20 protein-coding genes are annotated in these 17,624 nt (G+C 67.4%); 15 read left to right on the plus strand and 5 right to left on the minus strand.

All coding sequences use genetic code 11. The features are described from left to right. Positions 1-10: 10 nt before the first annotated feature. The 4 genes from V9G04_03000 to tsaD are packed head-to-tail and all read left to right on the plus strand — an operon-like array spanning position 11 to position 2,941. Positions 11-784 (plus strand): metallophosphoesterase, encoded by a 774-nt coding sequence (locus V9G04_03000; GenBank protein ID MEI2712272.1) that lies wholly within the window; start codon positions 11-13, stop codon positions 782-784. A gap of 10 nt (positions 785-794) precedes the next feature. Further along, on the plus strand, positions 795-1,424 hold the full coding sequence (gene tsaB, locus V9G04_03005) for a tRNA (adenosine(37)-N6)-threonylcarbamoyltransferase complex dimerization subunit type 1 TsaB (GenBank protein MEI2712273.1): 630 nt from the start codon (positions 795-797) through the stop codon (positions 1,422-1,424). Further along, on the plus strand, positions 1,421-1,879 hold the full coding sequence (gene rimI, locus V9G04_03010) for a ribosomal protein S18-alanine N-acetyltransferase (GenBank protein ID MEI2712274.1): 459 nt from the start codon (positions 1,421-1,423) through the stop codon (positions 1,877-1,879). Before tsaB ends, rimI begins: the two co-directional genes overlap by 4 nt. A 15-nt stretch (positions 1,880-1,894) precedes the next feature. Further along, positions 1,895-2,941, plus strand: coding sequence for a tRNA (adenosine(37)-N6)-threonylcarbamoyltransferase complex transferase subunit TsaD (tsaD, locus tag V9G04_03015; GenBank protein ID MEI2712275.1), 1,047 nt, complete (start codon positions 1,895-1,897; stop codon positions 2,939-2,941). 14 nt (positions 2,942-2,955) lie between these two features. Here the strand turns inward: tsaD and V9G04_03020 are convergent, their stop codons facing one another. Then, the gene (locus V9G04_03020) at positions 2,956-4,227 is read right to left on the minus strand and encodes a hypothetical protein (GenBank protein MEI2712276.1); all 1,272 of its coding nucleotides are present in this window, start codon (positions 4,225-4,227) and stop codon (positions 2,956-2,958) included. Continuing rightward, positions 4,224-4,730: a SigE family RNA polymerase sigma factor gene (locus V9G04_03025; protein MEI2712277.1), complete on the minus strand. Its 507-nt coding sequence runs from the start codon at positions 4,728-4,730 to the stop codon at positions 4,224-4,226. The genes V9G04_03020 and V9G04_03025 overlap by 4 nt, the downstream gene beginning before the upstream one ends. 121 nt (positions 4,731-4,851) lie before the next feature. Here V9G04_03025 and V9G04_03030 point away from each other — a divergent pair, with 121 nt between their 5' ends. The 9 genes from V9G04_03030 (at position 4,852) to V9G04_03070 (ending at position 12,322) form a co-directional block, all read left to right on the plus strand. Next, positions 4,852-5,985: an S-(hydroxymethyl)mycothiol dehydrogenase gene (locus V9G04_03030; GenBank protein MEI2712278.1), complete on the plus strand. Its 1,134-nt coding sequence runs from the start codon at positions 4,852-4,854 to the stop codon at positions 5,983-5,985. Between the two features lie 52 nt (positions 5,986-6,037). After that, on the plus strand, positions 6,038-6,643 hold the full coding sequence (locus V9G04_03035) for an MBL fold metallo-hydrolase (GenBank protein ID MEI2712279.1): 606 nt from the start codon (positions 6,038-6,040) through the stop codon (positions 6,641-6,643). Between the two features lie 81 nt (positions 6,644-6,724). After that, positions 6,725-7,285, plus strand: coding sequence for a hypothetical protein (locus V9G04_03040; protein MEI2712280.1), 561 nt, complete (start codon positions 6,725-6,727; stop codon positions 7,283-7,285). Next, the gene (locus V9G04_03045) at positions 7,282-7,611 is read left to right on the plus strand and encodes a hypothetical protein (protein MEI2712281.1); all 330 of its coding nucleotides are present in this window, start codon (positions 7,282-7,284) and stop codon (positions 7,609-7,611) included. Before V9G04_03040 ends, V9G04_03045 begins: the two co-directional genes overlap by 4 nt. After that, positions 7,608-8,564, plus strand: coding sequence for a hypothetical protein (locus V9G04_03050; GenBank protein ID MEI2712282.1), 957 nt, complete (start codon positions 7,608-7,610; stop codon positions 8,562-8,564). The genes V9G04_03045 and V9G04_03050 overlap by 4 nt, the downstream gene beginning before the upstream one ends. Before the next feature lie 107 nt (positions 8,565-8,671). Beyond that, complete coding sequence (locus tag V9G04_03055) at positions 8,672-9,436, plus strand: hypothetical protein (protein MEI2712283.1); 765 nt, start codon at positions 8,672-8,674, stop codon at positions 9,434-9,436. Positions 9,437-9,577: 141 nt separating this feature from the next. Then, positions 9,578-10,153, plus strand: coding sequence for a hypothetical protein (locus V9G04_03060; protein ID MEI2712284.1), 576 nt, complete (start codon positions 9,578-9,580; stop codon positions 10,151-10,153). Positions 10,154-10,253: 100 nt separating this feature from the next. Then, positions 10,254-12,089 (plus strand): glycoside hydrolase family 3 protein, encoded by a 1,836-nt coding sequence (locus tag V9G04_03065; protein ID MEI2712285.1) that lies wholly within the window; start codon positions 10,254-10,256, stop codon positions 12,087-12,089. A gap of 38 nt (positions 12,090-12,127) precedes the next feature. Next, positions 12,128-12,322: a hypothetical protein gene (locus tag V9G04_03070; GenBank protein MEI2712286.1), complete on the plus strand. Its 195-nt coding sequence runs from the start codon at positions 12,128-12,130 to the stop codon at positions 12,320-12,322. A gap of 11 nt (positions 12,323-12,333) precedes the next feature. On the opposite strand, the gene V9G04_03075 is transcribed toward V9G04_03070, so the two are convergent. Then, positions 12,334-13,509 (minus strand): class I SAM-dependent methyltransferase, encoded by a 1,176-nt coding sequence (locus tag V9G04_03075; protein MEI2712287.1) that lies wholly within the window; start codon positions 13,507-13,509, stop codon positions 12,334-12,336. Positions 13,510-13,716: 207 nt separating this feature from the next. Here V9G04_03075 and groES point away from each other — a divergent pair, with 207 nt between their 5' ends. Further along, entirely contained in the window at positions 13,717-14,010 is a 294-nt protein-coding gene (gene groES / locus V9G04_03080; GenBank protein ID MEI2712288.1) for a co-chaperone GroES, read from the plus strand. A 13-nt stretch (positions 14,011-14,023) separates the two neighbouring features. After that, a complete protein-coding gene (groL, locus tag V9G04_03085) occupies positions 14,024-15,640 on the plus strand; it encodes a chaperonin GroEL (GenBank protein ID MEI2712289.1) in 1,617 nt (538 codons plus the stop codon). Between the two features lie 104 nt (positions 15,641-15,744). On the opposite strand, the gene V9G04_03090 is transcribed toward groL, so the two are convergent. Both V9G04_03090 and V9G04_03095 read right to left on the minus strand, forming a co-directional pair. After that, complete coding sequence (locus V9G04_03090) at positions 15,745-17,082, minus strand: hypothetical protein (GenBank protein ID MEI2712290.1); 1,338 nt, start codon at positions 17,080-17,082, stop codon at positions 15,745-15,747. Continuing rightward, a complete protein-coding gene (locus V9G04_03095; protein MEI2712291.1) occupies positions 17,082-17,600 on the minus strand; it encodes a SigE family RNA polymerase sigma factor in 519 nt (172 codons plus the stop codon). The genes V9G04_03090 and V9G04_03095 overlap by 1 nt, the downstream gene beginning before the upstream one ends. Positions 17,601-17,624: the final 24 nt, after the last annotated feature.

The following is a 17,624-nucleotide window of genomic DNA, read 5'->3' on the forward strand; positions in this document are numbered from 1 at the left end:
ACTGGCGACGATGTTCACGATCGCGCACGTCACCGACACCCACTTCGGCAACCGGGCAGGCGTACGAGCCCGCAACGAACGGGTCGTGGAGCACCTGACCACACTGCGACCCGACGTCGTCCTGATCACCGGCGACGTGGCCGACCACGGTCTGCCCGAGGAGTACGCCGAAGCGCGCGAGGTGTACGGCTCCTGGGACGGTCCACTCTTCTGGCTGCCGGGCAACCACGACGTACGACACGCGTACGCGCGCCACCTCCTCGGCATCGAACCGCCTGCCGGGGACGGCCCGGTGCTCGGCGCGCACGAGAGCAACGGTGTGCGCTTCCTGATGCTCGACTCGCTGGTCTCGGCCGTCGAGGGCGACCGGATCGATCACGGCGAGTTGTCCGAGACCTCGCTGCAGTGGCTGCGCGCTGAACTGGCGGACGACCGGCCGACCTTCGTCTGCCTGCATCATCCGCCCGTGACGATCGGGGTCGACTTCATGGACAAGATCCGGCTGCGTGATCCCGACTCGCTGGAGGAGTTGATCCACGCCCATCCACACGTGGTCGCCACCCTCGTCGGCCACGCGCACGGCATGATCACCTCGACGTTCGCCGGCCGTCCGCTGCTGATCGGTGGTGCGGTGTCTTCGATGATCCCGCTGCGCGGCGAGGGCTATGCGAAGAAGATCGTCAACGAGGGGCCGGTGTCGTACGCCTTGCACCTACTGCTCGACGACGACCGGGCATCGACGGGGCGACGCCTGGTGACGCACTGGCGCGCGCTGGCGGACTAGAGTCGCCGACGTGCTGCTGGCCCTCGACACCGCGACCGAGTTCGTGTCCGTGGCGCTGCACGACGGCGAGCGAGTGGTCGCCGAGCAGACCTCGACCGCGGCGATGAAGCACGGCGAGCAGTTGGCCCCGCTGATCGAGGCAGTCATGGCGCAGGCGGGCAGCACGCGCCGCGATCTGACCGCGATCGGTGCGGGCGTCGGGCCCGGCCCGTTCACCGGACTGCGCGTGGGGCTCGTCACCGCGCGGACCCTCGCGATGGTGCTGGAGTTGCCGGTCTACGGCGTCTGCACCCTCGATGTGATCGCCGCCGAGGTCTCAGCGCGCGTCGACGAGCCGTTCCTGGTGGCGACCGATGCTCGACGCAAGGAGGTCTACCTCGCGTCGTACGCCGAGGGTGTCCGAGTCGAAGGCCCCGTCGTGACCAAGCCCGCAGAGGTCGCCACGGACCTGCCGGTCGCGGGCAAGGGACCGGTGCTCTATCCCGAGGCGTTTCCCCACGCGCTGCCGATCGTCCAGCCCTCCGCCGGTTGGCTGGCGCACGTGATCACCAGCGAGGCCGCCGAACTGCTCGATCCCGAGCCGCTCTACCTCAGACGCCCAGACGCCGTCGCACCCGGCAAGCCCAAACCGGTCTCGTGATCTCGGTCCGGACGGCGACGCCGACCGATCTCGACGCGATCGCGGCACTCGAAGCAGCGGCGCTCGCGGGCGACGCGTGGTCTCGCGGGTTGATCGAGGAGGGTCTGGCCAAGGCGCTGCCGACCATCCACTACCTCGTCGCGGCCGAAGAGGACGCCGTGGTGGGCCATGCCGTGGTCAGTTGTGCCGGAGATATCGCCGAGTTGCAGCGGATCGCGGTCGACGGCGGGCATCGGCGCCGGGGGATCGCAGGGCGACTGCTGGACGAAGTCGTGGCCCTCGTGCGCTCGACCGAGGCGGAGCGCCTGCTGCTGGAGGTGCGCGTCGACAACCAAGGCGCGCGCGCCTTCTACCTCGATGCGGGTTTCGAGGAGATCGGCGAACGGATGCGCTACTACGCCGACGGTGCCGCTGCCGTGATCTACGCCCTGGGAATTGAGAGCCTTGCGAATTGAGAGAGGATGAGCGACATGTCTGACGGACCGCTCGTGCTCGGCATCGAGACCTCCTGCGACGAGACCGGGGTGGGGATCGTCCGAGGACACACCCTGCTCGCCGATGCGGTCGCCTCGTCGGTCGACGAGCACGCCAGGTTCGGCGGAGTGGTCCCCGAAGTCGCCTCCCGGGCGCATCTCGAAGCGATGGTGCCGACGATCGAGCGCGCTGCCGAGACGGCCAGCGTACGCCTCGACGACATCGACGCGGTCGCTGTCACCAGTGGCCCGGGTCTGGCGGGGGCGTTGCTGGTGGGGGTCGCTGCGGCCAAGGCGCTCGCGATCGGGCTCGGCAAGCCGATCTACGGCGTCAACCACCTGGCCGCCCATGTGGCGGTCGACCAGTTGGAGCACGGACCGCTTCCGGAGCCCTGCTTGGCGATGCTGGTGTCCGGCGGGCACTCGTCGCTGTTGCGGGTCACCGACGTGACAGTAGGGGTCGATCCGCTGGGCGCCACGATCGACGACGCGGCGGGCGAGGCGTTCGACAAAGTGGCCCGGTTGCTCGGCCTGCCGTTCCCCGGCGGTCCGCACATCGACCGGATGGCCCGCGAGGGCGACTCGGCGTACGTCGACTTCCCTCGTGGTCTGACCTCGCGCCGCGACCTGGAGCGGCACCGGTTCGACTTCTCGTTCTCGGGTCTGAAGACCGCTGTCGCGCGCTGGGTCGAAGCCCGCGAGCGTTCGGGTGAGCCGGTGCCTGTCGCCGATGTCGCGGCTGCCTTCCAGGAGGCCGTCTGCGATGTGCTGACCCGCAAGGCGATCGACGCCGCAGTCACCCAGGGCATCGACGACATCCTGATCGGTGGGGGAGTCGCCGCCAACTCGCGCCTGCGTGCGATGGCCGAGGAGCGGGCCGCCTCCCGGGGGATCCGGGTCCGCGTCCCGCGCCCCGGCCTGTGCACCGACAACGGTGCGATGGTGGCGGCGCTGGGCGCCGAGCTGGTCGCGCGTGGACGCGAGCCGTCGGCCCTCGATCTGCCCGCCGACTCCTCTCAGCCGATCACGCAGGTCGTCGCCTGACCCGGCGCCGACTCTCAGGAGCGCAGCCTGAACGGCGGGCTGAACTCGTCCGCTGCGCGCGGTGCCACGGCGTACTCCATCTGACCGTCGAGCCCCATCCGCACGATCGACCACTGCCCCTTGGAGAAGATCGTGAGCAGCACGTGCTCGTCGTCCTCCCAGGCGTAGTCCATGATCGTCGCCTGGTCGTCGGCTTCAGACTGTCGGTGTGCCATGAGCTCCGCGGTGTCGCTGGTGACAATGGCCGCATCCCCGTCGCCGAGTCCGTCCGCGTAGCTGCCTACGGCGAAGATGTGCCGGCCGTCCGGGCTGAACTCCACGAGCCGGAACGCGCAGGTACCCCAGTCCGGCTCACGCCAGTCGTTCTCGGTGACCAACTGCGAGCAGGTGCCCTGGTCGGTGACCTGGGTGATCCCGGCCGCCAGTGGCCATCGCGTGGCGGTGGTGGTCTTGAAGGAACCGTTGAGCCGATCCACGATCCCGTGGGACGAGGTGGAGTAGGTGGCCGGTTCTGCGCCCAGGATGTTCACGATGACGGCGCAGCCTGCGTCGGTCGTACGCCCTTCGACACAGTCCTCGCTCGACACCGAGACGGCGTCCAGAGGCCCCTCGCCAGGGATTGGGTTCAAGGTATAACGCTCATCGCCTTCGGCCTGTACGACCGTCACGCGGCGGTCCGGCCCCGCCCACGCGACGACTTTGCCCTCCGGTGAGGTCGCCAGGCCACCGTCGAGGGGATATGTACGCGGCCCCGGCGTGCCGTCGGCATTGATGAAGCTGACTCGCGAGTCGTAGGCGGCCATCACCCCGCTGCCCATCGGGGCGAACTCGCGGGTGTCGGCGGGCAGGACCCCGGTAAGTGTCGAGCCGTCCGCGAGGTGGACGTCAGCCCCTTCGGCCCAGGCGATCCTGGGAGCCTGCCCGACGGACAGCCCCGTGACGCGCAACCCGTCGGCCTCGGTGCGTTCGATGGCTTCGGAAGGCTGCGGTGGCGGTGTGGACTGTGTCGGCTCGGGCTCGTGGGTCACGACGGTGCGTGTGACCGAGGACGTCGGGTCCAGTGACGGGGGCACGGATCGCGGCTCGTCATGGCCCAGCAGGGCGAACGATCCCGCCAGGATCGTCACGGTCGCAGCCGCAGCCGTACCGATCATCAGATTCTGGCGGCGCCGCGAGAATCTGGCGCGCTGCCTGACGTGGTCGATCGACGTCGGGGCGTACTCGGTGCTCTCGGCACGCTCTGCCAAGGTGTCGCGCAGCAGGCGCTCGGTGTCGTGGGGGTTCACAGCTCTGCCCCTTCCAGGGTGCGTCGCAGGTTGGCCATGGCCTTGCTGGTCTGAGACTTGACCGTCCCGACGGAGACCCCGAGCACATCGGCGATCTCGCGTTCGGAGAGGTCTTCGTAGTAGCGCAGCACCACGACCGCGCGCTGTCGGGGCGCGAGGGTGACGAGGTAGCGCCAGACCGCGTCGCGGCCGGGGTCGTACGACGCCTCGACCCCGCGGTCGGGGACCTCGCCGCGAGACACTTCTCGACGACGCCAGGCGCGCCGCCAGGTCGAGGTGTGCTCGTTGACCATGATCCTGCGGACGTACGCGTCGAGATGGCCCTTGTCGTCGAGGCGATCCCAGACCAGATAGAGCTTGGTCAGCGCGGCCTGAACGAGATCTTGGGCGGAGTGCAGATCGCCGGTGATCAGATGGGCCGTGCGCTGCAGTGCGGGCTCTCGCGCGGCCAGCCACTCGGTGAACTCGCGATCGCGGATCGACTCGCGGGTGCCTTCGCTCACGCTCACCATCCTGGTCACTTCCATGACCCCAACACGACATCACGCGGCCGCAGGGTTGCCGCTCCGTGCCGGAATTCTCGCCCCAACCTCACCCCAACCAGTCATGTGATTGCATCCGCGCATGCACAAGGTGAAAGCAGTCGTCGCCCGCGCCAAGGGCCAGCCAGTCAGCGTCGAGACCATCAACATCCCCGACCCGGGGCCGGGCGAGGCATTGGTGCAGGTGCAGGCCTGCGGCGTGTGCCATACCGACCTGCACTACCGCGAGGGCGGCATCAACGACGACTTCCCGTTCCTGCTCGGCCATGAGGCTGCGGGAGTAGTCGAGTCAGTGGGAGAGGGCGTCACCAACGTGGCACCCGGCGATTTCGTGATCCTCAACTGGCGTGCGGTCTGCGGCAACTGTCGTGCCTGCAACCGCGGCGAGCCGTGGTACTGCTTCGCGACCCACAACGCCACGCAGAAGATGACGTTGGAGGACGGCACCGAACTCAGCCCGGCGCTGGGCATCGGCGCGTTCGCCGAGAAGACCCTCGTGGCCGCCGGCCAGTGCACCAAGGTCGACGAGTCCGCGCGCCCGGCTGCGGTGGGTCTGCTCGGCTGCGGCGTGATGGCCGGCCTGGGTGCCGCGATCAACACCGGCAATGTCGGGCGTGGCAAGTCCGTGGCCGTGATCGGCTGCGGCGGCGTCGGTGCTGCCGCGATCGCGGGTGCCGCGCTGGCTGGTGCCGAGACGATCATCGCCGTCGACATCGACGACCGGAAGCTCGAAGGTGCCAAGAAGATGGGTGCCACCCACACCGTCAACTCCAAGAACGAGGACGCCGTCGAGGGCATCCGCCGGATCACGGCCGTCACCGACGGCACCGGTCACGACGGTGGCGCCGACGTCGTGATCGACGCCGTCGGCCGCCCGGAGACCTGGAAGCAGGCCTTCTACGCCCGCGATCTGGCCGGCACGGTCGTCCTGGTCGGCGTCCCGACCCCGGACATGAAGATCCCCGACATCCCGCTGATCGACGTCTTCGGTCGTGGCGGGTCCCTGAAGAGCAGTTGGTACGGCGACTGCCTGCCCAGTCGCGACTTCCCGATGCTGGTCTCGCTGTATCAGCAAGGCCGACTCGACCTCGACGCATTCGTCACCGAGGAGATCGGCATCGACGACGTCGAGGCGGCATTCGAGAAGATGCACCACGGTGACGTGCTGCGGTCGGTGGTCGTGCTGAGCCGGAGCGACGAGGGAGCCCCGGCGTAGCCGGGAGCGAGTGAGGAGTGCAGGTGAAGACGACAATTCAGGTGGATCTGACGTGACCGTACGCATCGACCACGGCGTGGTTTCAGGGACGTTCTCCTTGGACGGGGAGACCTTCGACGTCGACAACAACGTGTGGGTGATCGGCGACGACGAGCAATGCCTGGTCATCGACGCGCCGCATGACGTGGACGCGATCATGGCGATCGTGGGTGAGCGGGCTGTGAAGGCGATCGTGTGCACCCACGCGCACGACGACCACGTACGAGTGGCTCCCGCGCTTCGTGAACGCACCGGTGCTCCCATCCTGCTGCACCCGGACGAGAAGCCGGTCTGGGAGCTCACCCATCCCGACACCCTGTGGGACGCCGACCTGTCCGACGGTCAGTCGATCACCGTCGGGGGAGCGGCAGTCACGGTTTTGCACACGCCGGGTCACGCGCCCGGAGCGGTCTGCCTCTATGTCCACGACCTGGGCTGCGTCTTCACCGGCGACACGCTCTTCAACGGCGGCCCAGGGGCGACTGGGCGCTCGTTCAGTGACGCGGATCTGATCAAGGAATCGATCCGGGCCAAGCTCTTCGAACTGCCGGACGAGACGGTCGTGCACACCGGTCATGGAGACGACACCTCGATCGGGGCCGAGCGCGTCAACGTGTGAAACCCGGCATCGCCGGGTTTGTTCTCAGCCTCAACGGGGAGCCTTCGCAGCGTCAAGCCCCGAACAGGCGAGGAGTTGCAGGTGATCGATCGCGAGGCCATCCGTAGGGTCTCCAGTCCGGATTTCGTAGGCACCGTCGAGGTGGAAGTCGCGGACGAGACCAACCGGGTCGAGGTGCGAATCGGCACGCGCGGACAGCTGCTGGGTGTCCGGGTCTTGCGACTGGACCACTCGTTGAAGTCCGAAGCTGGCCTCCGTGACGCGCTCCTCGGTGCGGCTGCGCGCGCCGAGACTCATCGGACGTTGCAAGAGTTGGCGCTGTGCGGAGCGTTGGACAACGTCTCCGAGGCGGACGCCCACGAGCCCCTCGCGCCACTTCCGGGTCCGACCGCGCCCCCGCTGGTGATCCGCTCACCACGGGAGCAGGCAGACGCCTTCGCTCGCTATGTCAACAGCGGTGCGCTTGCGCAACTCGACTCCATCCCCGGGCTGACCTGGAGCACTTCGGACAACACGTACGTGTCCCTCGGGCTCGACCAGCGGGGGCGACTCCAAGATGTGCGCGCCGATGACCTGTGGTTGTCGGCCGTGACCGAAGACAGACTCCAGAACTCACTCACGCAGGCGGTGACCAACCCATGACCGGCCCGACCCAGACGATCTATGCGGAAACCCAGGCACTCTATAACGCTGCCTCCGCCTGGCGTGATGTCGTCAGCCCAGCAATTGGGGAGGCGCAACAGTTGGCGTCCAACGGGGAAGGTCAGGGATACCTCTTCGGCGTCGCCCTTGCCGAACTGCAGGAACCCCACAACGACTTCGCCGAGATGTCGGCCAGTGTCCTCGGCGGCGGCAAGTCCACCACGCAAGAGTTCGGCGAGGCCATCGAAAAGGCCGCTAAGAACTTTGAGGCCACCGACGCACAGCGCGCGACGCTGCTTACCAAGGAGGAGGCGGGGATTCCGTGAACGATCGTCTTCCAGGATTACCGCCGTACGACGCGCCAGCCTTGCCGAGTCAGGTCTCCAGCCTGCTGATCTTCGGCACCCCCGACATGTGGTTCAACCGCATGTGCGAACTCAACGATGTGGTGATCAAGCACGTTGAAGACTTCGGCGCCAAGATCCAAGCCAAGATCAACAGCCTGAGTGAGTGGGACGCCGCGATCATCGGGGGCACGATCGGCCTCGGGGTCGGTGGCCCACTCGGCGGCCTGGTGGGAGGTCTCACCGGCGCTGCGTTGATCGGCACGGTGAAGGACTGGCTCAACGGCAAGTTTGGCGACCTGTTGCGGGAGATCTGGGACGCCCACAAGTTGCTGGTCGACGCCATGCAAGCCGGCGTGGACGCGATCTGGGGCAACCCCGAGAAGCTGCGGGGTCTGGGGGCGGGCTATCAGACGGCAATGTCCAAGCTCAACGGCTCCTATAGCGACGTCAAGTCGGCCACTGACGACGTCAGCATCTTCTGGGGCGGGCGTGGCCAGGAGGCCTATGCGAATGCCGCCGGGCAGCAGATGTCTGCGATGGAGGCCATGGCCGGGAAGATGGGCACTGCCAACCATCTCATGGCTGATGCGGCCGAGATGATCCAGCAATGCTGGTCGGACATCATCCAGGCACTGATCGCGCTCGGAGCTGATCTGCTGAGCACAGTCGGCGACGAGGTGCACATCACCAAGCTGCCGACCTTGAAGGTGACGGCAACTTGCAAAGTCATCTCCAACTGCGTGAACTTCCTCAACGCCGTCATCACCGCCATCCGCAATGTCAACATCACCGCCCGCAACACGTCGATGATGGAATGGACCGACCTGACCGCAGGAGAGATGGCGCTCGACGACAACTCGTGGCCGGCGCCCTCGTCGATGGCATCGAGCCAATACGGCGGCAACGGCAACTGGAACACTACGGACAGTTGATGCGTCGACTTGGCTTAGGGATTGGTGCGCTCACTATCGCGGCGACTCTGTCCGCCTGTGGCTCCGATGAGGAGCCGAGTGGTCGACAGGTCCGAGGCGGTGATGCCGTGGCGGTCTCGGCGACTGCGTTCGAACGTACGAGTCTCGCGAAGGTCTCGCTTCCCTCCGGTGTCCTCACCTTGGGCCTCGCGCCTGACCTTGCCGAGGTCGAGTCCGGCGATGACACGCTCACTCCGGCCACTGACGTCACCCTGATCGGCGTGACGTGGACATTCGAGCAACACCGCAACTCCAACACCTTCGACGTGATCTTGAACGGCTCGGGTCGTCAGGCGCTGCCCGTGCCGACCCTGCAGATCGCTGACGGTGACGCTGGGATCGATCTGCCCGGCGACGTCGAGTCCAGTGGGGGAGCGGTGGCGGGAGTGGAGAGCGGATCGAGCGCCCTCCAGGTCGAATACGACGGGATCGTGGCGTCGGTCGACCTCGCGAGCGGCACGGTGAACGCCGGGAAGGTCGAAGGTCTGGAAGACCTCGAAGCCTTGGAGACGCGGAAGTTCGAGTCCTGTCCGTCCCGAGACTTCCCTGTCTCGGCGGTCTTGGACCACGCCTGCGGGATCGAGGCGGTCTTCAGGGTGCCCTTCATCAACGGGCTCGGCTGGGCGCCGAGCGACAACGGTTGGCTCGTGGTCGACACGCGAGTCCAAGGTGGTCCGGCGAAGGTCACGATCAACGGCGAACGCGGCGAGCCCCTTGCACAGGTCGGCCAGGGCATCGAGCGACTCGCCTTCGGCGTGATCGGTGGCTCCAAGACGGTGGAGTTCGACTTCGGCGGGGACGTGGGTGTGGTCTCGGCACGTCTTCCGGACTGAGTCCGACCTGCCTGGCCCCCATGTGTCGGGGAACACGTTTGCGGCGATTACTACATATTGTCGTAACTACGACAATATGTAGTTGCAGAAATCCTGCAGATCGGGATCGCCTCGGTCGCCACTTGGGAGGACGTCCACCTAATGCGCTCCACACTCGACAAACTGCTTTCCTGGTTCGGACTGGCCGCAGCACTCATCCTGCTGGTTGCCGGCGGACTGCTCACCTGGGCCAACGGATTCATCGGAGACCAGGTCGCCCAACAGTTCGGTGACCAGCAGATCACCATGCCGACCACCGAGATGATCGACGGCGACGAGGGTCTCTCCGCCACCGACAAGACCGAACTGAAGAAGTACCAGGGCTCCAAGTTGGACTCCGGCCCCGAGGCCAAGGCGTACGCCGACCACTACATCCTCGCCCACATGAACCACTCCACCGGTGGCGAGACCTACTCCACCCTGGGCCCGAAGGTGACCGAGGCGTGCGGCGTGAACCGTGAGAACGCCGACAGCGAAGAGTGCATCGCGGTCAACGCGCAGCGCGACACCGCGTTCAAGGGCAGCACCCTGCGTGGCCTGCTGCTCTACGGCTACGCGTTCGCGACCATGGGCACCATCGCCGGGATCGCCGCGATCGGCGCCTTCATCGGCGCACTGCTGATGCTGGTCTTGTCGTTCCTCGGCTTCCGCCACGCGAAGCAGGCACAGACTGCCTGAGTCTGTTCTCTGGCCCGGCACCTCTCCCCCCGGAGGTGCCGGGCCGTTGCCATTTCCGAATGCGTGTCAGGATGTGCCGGTGCTGCGCCGAGATGGATCCATGAGGCGAGTCCGGCTGGCGATCGCGGTGCTGCTCACCACGGGTGTGGTCGCGGCTTGCGACTCGGGTGACCCCACGAGCGATCCGGCATCTCAGGTGTCCACCAGCCAGTCGCCCGCACCCCCGCCACCCCCCAGCGCCGCGGACAAACTCGGTCTGGAGTCGGGGTGGGGGCCCAGTGACAAGCAACTGGTCAAAGCGGCCAAGCAGGTCCGCCGGATGTCGCTGCCTGATTTGGCCGGGCAGGTGATCGTGGCGTCCTTCGTCGGGACGGCGGCGCCGGTGGCACTCGTACGCCGGCTTCACCTCGGCGGCGTGATCGCGTTCTCCGACAACGTCGCGACGACCGGGCAGGTCCGTGGGATGACGACCGCTCTGCGCAAACAGATCTCACGTCCGTTGATCGTGTCGGTCGACCAGGAGGGCGGCAGCGTCGAGCGGGTCAAGGACGATGCCACCAGGTTCCCGGCCTTCATGTCGGCAGGCGCCGCCGGCGATCCGGACCTCACCGAGAAGGCGTACGCCGCGTCGGGCCACGAACTCGCAGGCCTCGGCTTCAACGTCGACTTCGCGCCAGTCGCCGACGTCACCTCGCCGGGCGACCCTACGATCGGTGCTCGATCGGCGGGGGACGATCCGGCAGCTGTCGGTGAGCAGGTCGTAGCGGCGGGTCGCGGCTTCCTGGATGCCGGGGTGATGCCAGTGGTCAAGCACTTCCCAGGCCACGGGTCCGTGCCCGCCGACAGCCATTTCACGCTGCCCGTGCAGAAGCGGCGCCTCAAACAACTGCGCGCGGTCGAGTTCGCTCCCTTCGAGGAGGCGATCGCGGGTGGGCTTCCGGCGGTGATGGTGGGCCACATCGACGTACGCGCGGTGGCTCCCGGCGTACCGTCCTCCATCTCGCGCAAGGTGGTCACCGGGTTGCTGCGCCGCGAGCTGGGGTTCTCCGGCGTTGTCTTCACCGACGCCATGGACATGGCCGGGGTGGCGACGAGGTACCCCTCGGGCAGGTCCGCACCCTTGGCCCTGGCCGCAGGTGTCGACGTCGTGTTGATGCCACCGGACCCCGCTGCTGCAAGGGCGGGGATCATCTCGGCGGTGCGCTCGGGTCAACTGCCCGGCTCGCGACTCAGGCAGGCAGCCGCGCGAGTGCTCGCCCTGTTGTCCTATCAGCGGTCACGGCGAGCGCGGGGCCTTCCCCCCGGAGGCGCGGGCCCGGTTGCGGGGAAGTTGTCCGCTCGAGCCATCACCGCGGCTTCGGGACCGTGCTCGGGACGCTTGGTCGGCTCGGCGGTGACGCCGATGGGTGACTCGGCCGCAGTCTCGGTCTTCGCCGCCGCAGCACAGCGGGCAGGCCTGCCGGTCCTGCTGCGCCGGCCAGCGCCGGCGGAGTTGGTCACCCCTGCTCCACGCCCCGCGCCGCCGACCAGGCCGGTGAAGCCGCGTCAGCGCAAGGACCGGGCTGAATACCGGCGCAAGCTGCGTGCCTATGAGCGAGACCTGGCCTCGTACGAGAAGCGCGCCGCCGCCTGGCGCCGATCCGAACGCCAGCGGCGCTCCGAGTTGCGGTCGTGGCAGTCAGCGGAGAATGCCCGGCTCGCGGCCGGCACGAGCATCGCCTTCGCAGGCCCCGGATCTCGGGGATACTCGGCCGACATCGTGGTCGCCACCGACTCCCCGTACGTCCTCGGACGCAGTGCCGCGCAGTCCAAACTCGCCACGTATGGCTCCACCCCGGGGGCCATGCAGGCCCTGGTCGAGGTACTCCTCGGCCGACGGCAAGCGCCGGGGCGACTCCCGGTGCGGGTGGCAGGTACGCGCACGGGCTGTGGGTGAGCGAACCGGCTAGCAAAGTCGGCGATAAGTAAAGAACGGTGCCAGACAAGTGCAAGTGCCCGGGTCAGGGCACTACGAGCGAGGAGTACGCCTACTACCTCAAGTTCTGCGTCACCAGTTCCTGTGTGACGAACGTGGTCACGGTCAAGCAGTTCTCCGATAGCAAGGTCGACTCGCCGCCCCGGTGTGACGCGACCACGGGCGACACCGAGTGCTCCGCCTGCGTGTCGTGAGCTGAGTCGGTTCACAGGGGCCGCACGAGCAATGCGGCACCTGTGGCGGCGATCCGCGTGAGCACCAGCGTCGCCTCCTGGTCGCCGCTCAGAGCCAGCCGTTTGCGCAACTGCTCGGGGACGACGTCGACGCCACGCTTCTTGATCGTCAGGATGCCGATGCCGCGGGCACGCAGCGCCGCCTTGAGGTGCTTCTCGCGGAACGGAAGTTCTTCGAGCACCTCGTAGGCCCGGGCGAACGGGGTCAGGAACGCGGCATCCGAGGTGACGTACGCGATCTTGGCGTCGAGCAAGCCGCCTTGAGTGCCAGCTGCCACCGCCGTGACCAGCCCTGCCCGGATGACCGCGCCGTCAGGTTCGTACACGAATCGTCCGAGGGGGCGTACGTCCGCGCCAGGGTCATCCTCATCGGTCAGCGTGGCCAACCCGCCGTCGCCGATCACCGTGGCGCGTCGCGACACCGTCGCAAGCGGGCGCGACCACAGGGCCGCCTCCTTGACCTCTCCGTGATCGGAGACCCACTCGGCCTCGACTCCGTCCGGGACGAGCGAGTGCGGGATGCCGGGGGCGGTCTTGATGCAGGCCGCTTCCTTGAGAAGCCCCTCGACGAAGGGCCACGGTGGGCTCCAGACGTTCGCGTCGAAACTACGACCGCGACCGTCGCGGCGGGCGGGATCGCAGAACGCCGCCCCGAAGGGCGAGCGGTCCACGGTGGTCGCGTCCGCGACGGTGACGGCTCCGTCGAGTCCCAAGGCGCGCAGGTTGTAGCGCGCCAGGATCACCCTCGTCTCGTCCAGATCGACACCGGCGGCCACCAGGCCGGCTCGGGCGAAGGCGATCAGGTCCCCGCCGATCGCGCACCCGAGATCCACGACTGAGTCCACGCGGGCGGCTGCGAGCCGAGCCGCGCGGTGTGCCGCGACTCGGGCGCGGGTGGCCTGCTCCAGCGCCTCGGAAGTGAAGAGCATGAGTGCGGCGTCGTCGCCGAACTTGGCCCTGGCCTTCGTACGCAGGTGAGCTTGGGTCACCGCAGCCGCGGCTTCGGCGCCGTCGAGGCCAGGACACTGGCGGCGAAACGCTGCGCTCAACCGGATCGGATCGGGTTCGACGAGGGCCAGCTCCCCGGCTACCGTGACCGCTCGCAGGCCGGGCTCGGTCGTCAGCCACTCGGCTACCGCGGGATCCACCCGGCCAACCCTGTCATTACCGGTCGTCGTTGGCACTCGCTCGGGTCGAGTGCTAGTTTCGGGGCTGGCACTCTCGACCCGAGTGTGCCAGCGCAAGCGAGTCGGATCATGACCCCCGCGACGGCGTGAGTCGAGGCGCTTGCGAAGACGTTCGGCGAGCATCCGTTCGCCACACCCACGAAACCAGAAAGTGGAGGTTGATCCGAAGTGTCGGTCAACATCAAGCCCCTCGAGGACCGTCTCGTCGTCAAGCCGCTCGACGCCGAGCAGACCACGGCTTCTGGCCTGGTCATCCCCGACACCGCCAAGGAGAAGCCCCAGGAGGGCGAGGTCCTGGCCATCGGCCCCGGTCGCATCGACGACAACGGCAACCGCGTTCCCCTCGACGTCGCGGTCGGTGACAAGGTCATCTACAGCAAGTACGGCGGCACCGAGGTCAAGTACGGCGGCGCCGAATACCTCATCCTGAGCGCGCGCGACGTGCTCGCCGTCGTCTCCTGATCGGGTAGCCAACATGCCGAAGATCCTGGAATTCGACGAGAGCGCACGCCGCTCTCTCAAGCGAGGCGTCGACGCGCTCGCCAACACCGTCAAGGTGACGCTGGGCCCCAAGGGCCGCTACGTCGTGCTCGACAAGAAGTGGGGCGCCCCGACCATCACCAACGACGGTGTGACCGTCGCGCGTGAGGTCGAACTGGACGACCCGTTCGAGAACCTTGGTGCGCAACTGACCAAGGAGGTCGCCACCAAGACCAACGACGTCGCCGGTGACGGCACTACGACGGCCACCGTGCTTGCGCAGGCGATGGTCCACGAGGGCTTGTCCGCGGTCGCTGCGGGCGTCAACCCGATGGGCCTCAAGCGGGGCATGGACGCTGCCGCCGAAGCCCTGGGCGACGCGCTGCTGGAGGCGTCGCGCGAGGTGGAGACTCGTGACGACATGGCCAACGTCGCCACGATCTCCAGTCGTGACAGCCACATCGGCGACCTGCTCGCCGAGGCCTTCGACAAGGTCGGCAAGGACGGCGTGATCACCGTCGAGGAGTCCAACACCATGGGCACCGAGTTGGAGTTCACCGAGGGAATGCAGTTCGACAAGGGCTACATCTCGGCGTACTTCGTCACCGACCCCGAGTCGATGGAAGCGGTGCTCGACGACCCGTACATCCTGCTGCACCAGGGCAAGATCTCCTCGATCCAGGAGCTCCTGCCGCTGCTGGAGAAGGTCATCAACGCCGGCAAGCCGTTGTTCATCCTTGCCGAGGACGTCGACGGCGAGGCGCTGTCGACCCTGGTGGTCAACAAGATCCGTGGCACCTTCTCGGCCGTGGCCGTGAAGAGCCCCGCGTTCGGTGACCGTCGCAAGGCGATGATGCAAGACATCGCGACCTTGACCGGTGGTCAGGTCATCGCCCCCGAGGTCGGGCTCAAGCTCGACCAGGTCGGCCTCGAGGTGCTCGGCACGGCTCGCCGTGTCGTGGTCACCAAGGACAACACCACCATCGTCGACGGCGGTGGCGACAGGTCCGAGGTCGAGGGCCGGGTCAACCAGATCAAGGCCGAGATCGAGAACACCGACTCCGACTGGGACCGCGAGAAGCTCCAGGAGCGCCTCGCCAAGCTCGCCGGCGGAGTTTGTGTGATCAAGGTCGGCGCCCACACCGAGGTGGAGCTGAAGGAGAAGAAGCACCGCATCGAGGACGCCGTCTCCGCGACTCGCGCCGCGATCGAGGAGGGCATCGTCGCCGGTGGCGGCTCGGCTCTCATTCACGCCGCGTCGGTGCTCGAGGGCGACCTCGGCCTGACCGGTGACGAGGCGCAGGGCGTACGCATCGTGCGCAAGGCGGTCGACGAGCCGCTGCGCTGGATCGCCGAGAACGGTGGCGACAACGGCTATGTCGTGGTCGCCAAGGTGCGCGAGTTGGGTCAAGGCTTCAACGCCGCGACCGGCGAGTACGGCGACCTGGTCGCCCAGGGTGTCCTCGACCCCGTCAAGGTGACTCGTTCCGCGCTGGTCAACGCCACCTCGATCGCGGGCATGCTGCTCACGACCGAGACCCTGGTCGTGGACAAGCCCGAGGAAGAGGAGCCGGCGGCTGCCGGTGGCCACGGCCACGGGCACGGTCACTAACCACGCGAGCGGGCACAAAAGCACGCCTCAAACACGCTGACCGGGCACAAAAGCATGAGCTTTTGTGCCCGGTCAGCGGCGTTCTCGCGTGCTTTTGTGCCCGGTCAGTCGAGCCACTCCACGAGAGTCTGGGTCATCCCCTTGGCGAAGTTCTCCGGCGTACGCCAGATCAGGTGATCGGCGGGCATGACCAGGCCGGTTTCCCCGCCGTACGACGCGGTGCCCGAGGTGGCCTTCACGAACTCACCGGACCCGAGGTCATAGACGTAGGTGCCTGCCTCGCCCAGGCCGAACGCCTCGACCATCACCTGGTCGCGGCCTTGCCCGATATGTCCCTCGACGTCGCTGCCCTGGATCGTGGTGATCGATTCGCCGTCGGTCGAGAGCACCTGGACGCGGTCGTCGCGGATGCCGTCGTACTTCCCGCAATACTCGCTCATCGCGATCCGGTCCCCGCTCAGCGTCAGATTGAGCAGGTTGCACTTCTCGCCCATCTTGGGATTGAACGAGGTCTCCTCGCCGGTGGCGAGGTTGCGTACGTGCACGTCGCCCGCGTCGCCGTTGGTGGAGTCGGTGTAGACCAACCGTCCCTCCGAGAAGGCGAACGAACCGACCCGCACGTGTTCGTTGCGTACGTCCGTCGAATCGGTCAGCGACACCGACCACAGGGCCGAATCCTGGCCGGGAGAGTCGACCTCGAAGCCGCTCGGCTCCCAGCCAGGGGGAGGCTTGAGTTGCTGGGTGTCGAGCGTGAGGTAGAGCCTCCCGTCGGGACCGAGCGCCATGGCGTACGGCGAGTAATCGTCGCTCACAGGCAGTGTCGGCCAGTCGAGTGTCGACCAAGACCGGGTGACCCGGTTGAAGATCGACACGGCAGGACGTGGGTTCCAGTCACCGTTCGGCATCTGGCCGAGTTCGTGCTGGAGCACGATCTGCTTGTCGCTGAGTTCGAGGACGAACGTCTGCGACTGCCCCACGCCGGGGTCAGGCAGCCAGTCCTTCTCGCCGGTCGCCGGATCCATGAGTGCGAATCGGGTGTGCTCGTCGATTCCGTTTGCAGCATCGCGAAAGAGGATCAGCCCGTCGTCGGTCAGGCCGTCGAAATACTCGCCGTTGGCCGCGTCGAGGTTCTCATTGGTGTACGACGCCAGCACCCGATAGTCCTTGCCCGCCACCGCAGCGCGGGCATCCTCTAGTCGAGTCACCGACCCTTCCGGCACCGGCACCCCAGCCGCTGCCATCTCGGCGCCGCTGGTGCCGTCGGGCCAATAGGTGACACCGAGGCCCACCGCGGCGATCGCCGCGACGGCCGGGATGCCGATCAGCTTGGCGCGACGACGTCGTACGCGCCGACGGCCTGCGCTCAACAGGTCATCGTTCGACGACGTGTCGGCAGGGGAGTGCGCCACGCTCTCATGCAGCAGTTCACGAAGGTCATTCATCACCAGGCTCCTTTCAGCGCCAGCTCGCCGGTCGGCGATTCGCAGAACATGGAACGAAGTGAGGCCAATGCCTTCGACGTCTGACTCTTGACCGTGCCCTGCGAGCAGCCGAGCACCTCGGCGGTCTGGGCTACGTCGAGGTCCTCGAAAGAGCGCAGTACGACGCACGCCCGCTGCCGAGGAGGCAGTTGCGCGAGGTTGGCCATCAGCGCCACTCGGGCCGAGACGTCGCGTGCCAGGTCGCCGTCGGCGGCCTGTTGCGGGTCGGGCTCGACCGCGAACTCCCTGCTCGACCGCCTTCTCGCGTGGTCGAGGAAGGCGCTCACCACGGCTTGGCGGGCGTACGCATGCTCGCCGCCCTTGCGCGTCAACCGTGGCCACGCGACATAGACCCGGATCAGTCCTTCTTGGACGAAGTCCGAGGCCCGGTCCCAGTCGCCGCAGAGGAGGTACGCAGTCCGCCGCAACCGCTCACGGGCGGCTGCGGCGAACTCGACGTACGACTCCTCGTCACGCATCAGTCACTCGTTCCATGCCTGCCT

Source organism: Nocardioides sp., assembly GCA_037045645.1.
Classification (GTDB): Bacteria; Actinomycetota; Actinomycetes; order Propionibacteriales; family Nocardioidaceae; genus Nocardioides.